5 protein-coding genes are annotated in these 6,149 nt (G+C 70.3%); 1 reads left to right on the top strand and 4 read right to left on the bottom strand.

The window, feature by feature from the left end; translation table 11 throughout:
- Positions 1 to 65: 65 nt before the first annotated feature.
- The 4 genes from D588_RS0107190 to D588_RS0107175 form a co-directional block, all read right to left on the bottom strand.
- The gene (locus D588_RS0107190; RefSeq protein WP_017915497.1) at positions 66 to 1,535 is read right to left on the bottom strand and encodes a DUF3375 domain-containing protein; all 1,470 of its coding nucleotides are present in this window, start codon (positions 1,533 to 1,535) and stop codon (positions 66 to 68) included.
- Positions 1,536 to 1,566: 31 nt separating this feature from the next.
- Positions 1,567 to 2,166, bottom strand: a complete 600-nt coding sequence (gene folE, locus D588_RS0107185; RefSeq protein ID WP_017915496.1) for a GTP cyclohydrolase I FolE — start codon at positions 2,164 to 2,166, stop codon at positions 1,567 to 1,569.
- A 170-nt stretch (positions 2,167 to 2,336) separates the two neighbouring features.
- Positions 2,337 to 3,686 (bottom strand): MFS transporter, encoded by a 1,350-nt coding sequence (locus D588_RS0107180; RefSeq protein WP_017915495.1) that lies wholly within the window; start codon positions 3,684 to 3,686, stop codon positions 2,337 to 2,339.
- A 96-nt stretch (positions 3,687 to 3,782) separates the two neighbouring features.
- Entirely contained in the window at positions 3,783 to 4,328 is a 546-nt protein-coding gene (locus tag D588_RS0107175; protein ID WP_017915494.1) for a YdeI/OmpD-associated family protein, read from the bottom strand.
- Between the two features lie 337 nt (positions 4,329 to 4,665).
- On the opposite strand from D588_RS0107175, the gene D588_RS0107170 reads away from it, so the two are divergent.
- Positions 4,666 to 6,149 (top strand): MCP four helix bundle domain-containing protein (locus D588_RS0107170; RefSeq protein WP_017915493.1); only part of this gene is annotated, 1,484 nt, incomplete at its 3' end.

Here is a 6,149-nt window from a genome sequence, read left to right as displayed (position 1 = left end):
CCGCCGCGGACGTGGCGGCGGCCGCGGCGACATCGCCGGCATCGGCGTCGTGGCCGTGGAATTCGTCAGACCAGTTCATTGCGTTTTTCCTTGGTGAACCACACCAGCGGGATGCGCGCGCGCCGGACCTGGCCGTCGCCGCCCTCCCATTGCACCGCTTCCCATTCGCCGTCGACGACCACACCATGGCGGGTGCCCAGCGCCAGGTAGCCGATCACGCTGCCCAGGCCCTGCGCCGCCGGGCGCTGCCGCAGCGCCTCGCCGATGCTCAGTTGCGGCTGGCGGCCAAGCAGGTCGTGCAGGTCGTTGCGCAGGCCGCGCAGGTCGATCTCCGACTGCGCCACCAGGTCGCCGACGCTGTCCAGCGAGATCGTGGCCGCCTCGGCCGCCTGCACCCGCCCCTCCACCAGCTGGCTGCGCGGGTCGTGCAGGCGCCACTGCGATGGCGAGCGCAGCCGCGCGCTGCTCAGCGGCAGCAGGTAGCCGGTGGCGGCGGTGGCATGTAGCTGGTCGCGCAACTGCAGCGCCTCGCCCTGCGCCTGCTTCAGCAACTGGTTGAGCCGGCGCTGTTCCAGGTAGCCGCGGCTCTGCACGAACCCGCGCAGGCTGCGCGCGAAATGCTGCATCACCTCGTGCACCTGGCCGCCGCGTTCGAGCAAGGTGCCGGTGAGCCCGCGCAGGAAGGCGCGTTCGTGGCGGTCCAGACGGCGGGCGAAGCCGCGCGCCAGCAGCGCCTCCAGCGCCGCGTCCAGCTGCACGCTCTGCTCGGCGTCGTTGAGCAGGCTCCAGAACGCCTGGAAACTGCGCCCGGCCTCGCTCTCGCCGATCACGTCGATGCCGGCGAACAGCTTCTCCAACACGTCGCCGCGCGCGCCCTCGTCGTCGATGATGCGCTCGCGGAACTCGCGGTTGAGCCGCTCGAAATCGTCGCGGACCCGGCGGAAATCCTCGGTCAGGTCGTCGGACAGGCGGATGATGTCGCGGGTGCGTTCGAGCGCGCGTTTGCCGTCCAGCGCGGCCAGCTTGCCGGCGGCCACGCGCTCGATCTCCGCGTCCAGGCGCGCGCGCTCGGCGCGCAGCGCGGCCAAGCGCGCGTCCGGATCGGTCTCGGTCTGCCCGGCCAGTTGCACCAGCTGCTGGATCACCAGCGACAGCCGGCTCTCGGTGGCCACGCTGGCGCTGTCGCGCACGCCGGCGATGAAGCGGATGGCCTGCGCCGCCTGCCGCGACAGTTCGTATTCTTCCTGCGCATCGCCTTCGGGCAGGCGCCGCTCCAGCCAGCCCTGCGCCAGCCAGTGCGCCACGTAGGCCTGCGCGGTGCGCGGCAGTTCGCGCGACAGCTCGTCGTCCTTCAGCGCATCGAGCTGGCGCTGCAGGCGCTCGTGCAGCACATCGGCCGGCAGCCGCCGCTGGGCGTCGCCAAGCAAGGTCTGCAGCAGGCCGATCAGCTCGGGGGCATGGTCGGCGGCGAGCAGTTTCCACAACGGCTGTTCGCGCAACTGGCGATAGCCGGCGATCCGGACATGCGGCTTCATGCAGGAACCGACCGCCACCGCATCCGCAGACTCAGCGCACGCGCTCGATGAAGCGCAGGAACTCGGCGCGGGTGCGCGCGTCCTCGCGGAAGCTGCCGAGCATCTTCGAGGTGACCATGCTGACGCCGCGCTTGTGGATGCCGCGGGTGGTCATGCACTCGTGCGCGCCTTCCACCACCACGCCCACGCCCAGCGGCTGCAGCACGTCCTGGATGCACTGGGCGATCTGCGCGGTCATCTTCTCCTGCACCTGGAAGCGCCGCGCGTAGGCCTCGACCACGCGCGCCAGCTTGCTGATGCCCACCACCTTGCCGCGCGGCAGGTAGCCGACGTGGACCTTGCCGATGATCGGCGCCATGTGGTGTTCGCAGTGGCTTTCGTACTCGATGTCGCGCAGCACGATCAGCTCGTCGTAGCCGGCCACTTCCTCGAAGGTGCGCAGCAGGTACTCGCGCGGGTCGGCGCGGTAGCCGCTGAACCAGTCGCCATAGGCCTCGGCCACGCGCCGCGGGGTGTCCAGCAGGCCCTCGCGGGTCGGGTCTTCGCCGGCCCAGCGCAGCAGGGTGCGCACTGCGTCTTCGGCCTGCGCCTGGGTCACCGGGGGAGTGGAGCTGTTGTCGGAATCGGCCATGGGGGGAACGCCCGTAAGGGGGCTGCATGGTACCCGAGTCGCCTGGCAGCCGCCGCATGCGCGGCCTCCGCGCGGCGGGGCGACCCCGGCCAATACCGGGTGCGCCGTTCAGCGTCCGCCTGCTCCGCGCCCGGGCGGCATGCGCGTCGCCCGGGCGGGCGCCGCGCCGGTCAGCGCCGGCGCGCGTGCATCTCGCCCTCGTGGTCGAGCCAGTTGGACCCCTTGTTGGTCAGGAAGAACATGTACACCAGCAGCGACACCGCGATCACCGCCGTGGCGTACCAGACGAAGGTAGTGACGTGGCCGGTCTTCAGCGAGGCCTGGTACAGCAACGGCGCGGTGCCGCCGAAGGCCGAATTGGCCAGCGCATAGCCCAGGCCTACGCCCAGCGCGCGGATATGGGTGGGGAACAGCTCGGCCTTCACCACCGCGTTGATCGAGGTGTAGCCGGTGAGGATGACGAAGCCGGCGGTGAGGATGGCGAAAGCGCTCAGCCAGTCGCTCTGCCTGGGCAGCTCCAGCACCAGGAACCAGGTGTAGAGCACGCCGCCGATGCCGAAGAACACCAGCAGGGTCTTGCGCCCGATCAGGTCCGACAGCCAGCCGCCCACCGGCTGCATCAGCATCAGCACGATCAGCGCGGCCAGGTTGATGATGGTGCCGGCCATGACGTCGTCGCCGGCGAAAGCGGTCTGGATCATCTTCGGCCCGGTCACCGAGTAGGTGTAGAACGCCACGGTGCCGCCGGCGGTGATCAGGAAGCACAGCAGCAGCGGGCGCCACTGGTGCACGAACAGCTCGCGCAGCGAGCCGGAGGACCTGTCCTTGCCCTGCTTGGCCGCGGCAATGGACTCGGAGGTCAGCGATTCGTCCATCGTGCGCCGCAGCCAGAACACCACCAGCGCACCGATGCCGCCCAGGCCGAAGGCCACGCGCCAGCCCCATTCGGAAATCTGGCCCTTGTCGAAGAAGTGCAGCATCCCGAACAGCACGGCCTGCGCCAGCACGTGGCCGCCGACCAGGGTGACGTAGTGGAAGGAGGACAGGAAGCCGCGCCGCCCAGGAATCGCCGCCTCGGACATGTAAGTGGCGCTGGTGCCGTACTCGCCGCCGGTGGCGAAACCCTGCAGCAGGCGCGCCAGCAGCAGCACCACCGCCGCGGCGCCGCCGATGCTGGCCATGGTGGGCGTCACCGCGATCAGAAACGAACAGGCCGCCATCACCGACACCGACACAGTCAGCGCCAGGCGGCGGCCGTAGCGGTCGGCGAAGCGGCCGAAGTACCAGGCGCCGATCGGGCGCATCAGGAAGGTCACCGCGAAGATCGCCCACACGTACAGCGTGGCGTTCTTGTCCTCCTTGGAGAAGAACTGCGATTCGAAGTAGGTGGCGAACACCGAGTAGACGTAGACGTCGTACCACTCCACCAGGTTGCCGGCCGAGCCCTTGAGCGTGTTGGACACCGAGCGGCGCAGGCTGCCCGGTGCGGCGGCGGCGGACGAAGAGGTGGATGCACTCATGCGGTGGGCCTCATGGATGGACGTCACGGAGTATAGGCAGGCGCTTGCGAGGATCCTGTCGCGACGGCGGCCACGCCAGGCGTGCGCGCCCTGCCCTCATTGCGCCTGCGGCGCGGCGAAGGCCTTGCTGTACATGCCCGAGCGGTCGAAGCAACAGACCCGCCGCTTGCCCGCAGCGAGCATGTCGCAGGTGCTGGCAATGCGCTTGACCCGCGTCTGCGCCTGCTTGCCCGCGCCGATCCAGAAGATCCAGTCGCGCCGCGCCACCGTGGTCAGCGTGTCCCAGGCCGCACGCGCAGGCGGATGCGCGGCCAGCGCGCGCGCCAGGTCGTCGGGCAGCACGGGTTCCGGTTCCACCGCCGCCGGCGCGATCTCCAGGGTCACCGTAGTGCCGACCTCGACCGCCGCGGCCGCCCACAACGCCTCCTCGACCTGCAGCCAGTGGCCGCCTTGCCCATCGGGTTGCAGCGTGGCCTGAAACGGATGCCCGGCGAACCGGCCCTCCACGCTGGCCAGGCCACGCGTGCGCAGCGCGGCGCTGGCCGCCGCAGGCAGCAGCAGGAAACACCAGGACGCGTCCGGCGGCGTGGCTGGACGCAGCAGTGTCGCCTGGAAGCGGATCGGGTCGGCGGCGCCGGTCATACCCGGACCTTAGCACCGGCCGCGCGCGGTGCCATGCTGCACCTGCGCGCGGCGGCGGCGCGACGCGCTCCTGGTCTTGTCGCTCGCCAGGCACTGCGCCCTGCCTGACCTGCCCGGCGGCCACCGCCGCGGCAGACCGGCACAACGTCACGTTCCCGATACGGCACAGGGGACGCCCTCGCCCCTTCCCTTCAGTTCGACAGGCCATCGCCGCTATCCATGCGCCGGCCCGGGGGACCCGCGCCATGCGCGCGTCACGCGGGCGCAGGCAACCTGCCTGCCCGTCCGCCGTCACCCACCGTCGATCCCTCTTCCTTCCCCCCATTCCCCCGATCCCATGCACGCCCTTTCCAATCTGCGCATCGGCCAGCGCCTCGCGCTCGGCTTCCTCACGATCATCGTGCTGATGGTCCTGCTCACCGTGGTCGGCATCCAGCGCGTGCACAGCATCGACCAGCGACTCACCGCGATCAACGAAGTCAACAGCGTCAAGCAGCGCTACGCGATCAACTTCCGCGGCAGCGTGCACGACCGCGCCATCGCCCTGCGCGACGTGGTGCTGCTGGACGATGCGGCCAGCCGCCAGGCGACCGAGCAGACCATCGACAAGCTGGCCGGCGACTACGCGCGCGCCGCGCAGCCGCTCGATGCCTTGCTCGCCGTCTCCAGCGACGCCCAGGAGAAAACCATCCTGCAGCGCATCCAGGGCATCGAAGCGCGCACCATGCCGCTGATCGCGCAGGTGCGGCAGCTGCGCGATGCCGGCGACACCGTGCAGGCGCAGGCGCTGCTGCTGCAGCAAGCGCGCCCGGCCTTCGTCGACTGGCTGGCCAGCATCAACGCCTTCATCGACCTGCAGGAAGCCAAGAACCGCCAGGCCGCCAAGGAAGCGATGGCCACTGCGCGCGGCTTCGCCCTGCTGATGGTCGGCTGCACCGTGCTGGCGCTGCTGCTGGGCACGCTGATCGCCCTGCTGCTGACCCGCCGCGTGGTGCGGCCGCTGCGGCAGGCGCTGGGCCTGGCCGAGCGCATCGGCGCCGGCGACCTGAGCAGCCCGGACACCGCCACCACCCGCGACGAGGCCGGGCAGTTGCTGCGCGCCATGCAGCAGATGCAACGGCGCCTGCACGAGGTGATTTCCGCACAGCGCGAGATGGCTGCGCGCCACGATGCCGGCGCCATCAGCTACCGCATGGATGCGCAGCGCTTCCCCGGCGAGTACGGGCGCATGGTCGCCGATACCAATGCCCTGGTGGATGCGCACGTGCAGACGCAGCTGCGCATCACCGAGGTGATGGGCCGCTACGCCATCGGCGACCTCAGCCAGGACATCGCCCACTACCCCGGCGAGAAGGCCGCGATCACCGCGGCGATGCAGCAGGTCAAGCAGAACCTGCACGCGATCAACGTGCAGATCCAGACCCTGGCCGAAGCCGCCTGCGCCGGCAACTTCGCCCACCGCGGCCAGCCGGAGAAGTTCGAGCACGCCTTCCGCACCATGGTCGAGAACCTCGACACCATGATGGCCACCGCCGACGCCAACCTGGCCAAGTTCTCCGCGCTGCTGCGCTGCATCGCCGACGGCGACCTCACCGTGCGCATGAGCGGCAACTTCCACGGCGTGTTCGCCGCCATGCGCGACGACGCCAACAGCACCGTGCACCGCCTCACCGACATCGTCGCGCACATCCAGCGCACCACCAACAGCATCGGCTTCGCCGCCGAGGACATCGCCAGCGGCAACCAGGAACTGGCCAAGCGCAGCGAGCAGCAGGCGGCCAGCCTGGAAGAGACCGCCGCCTCGATGGAGGAACTGACCTC

It is taken from the genome of Xanthomonas sp. SHU 308 (assembly GCF_000364645.1).
Lineage (GTDB): Bacteria > Pseudomonadota > Gammaproteobacteria > Xanthomonadales > Xanthomonadaceae > Xanthomonas_A > Xanthomonas_A sontii.
This window is presented reverse-complemented; position numbering and strand designations above follow the sequence as displayed.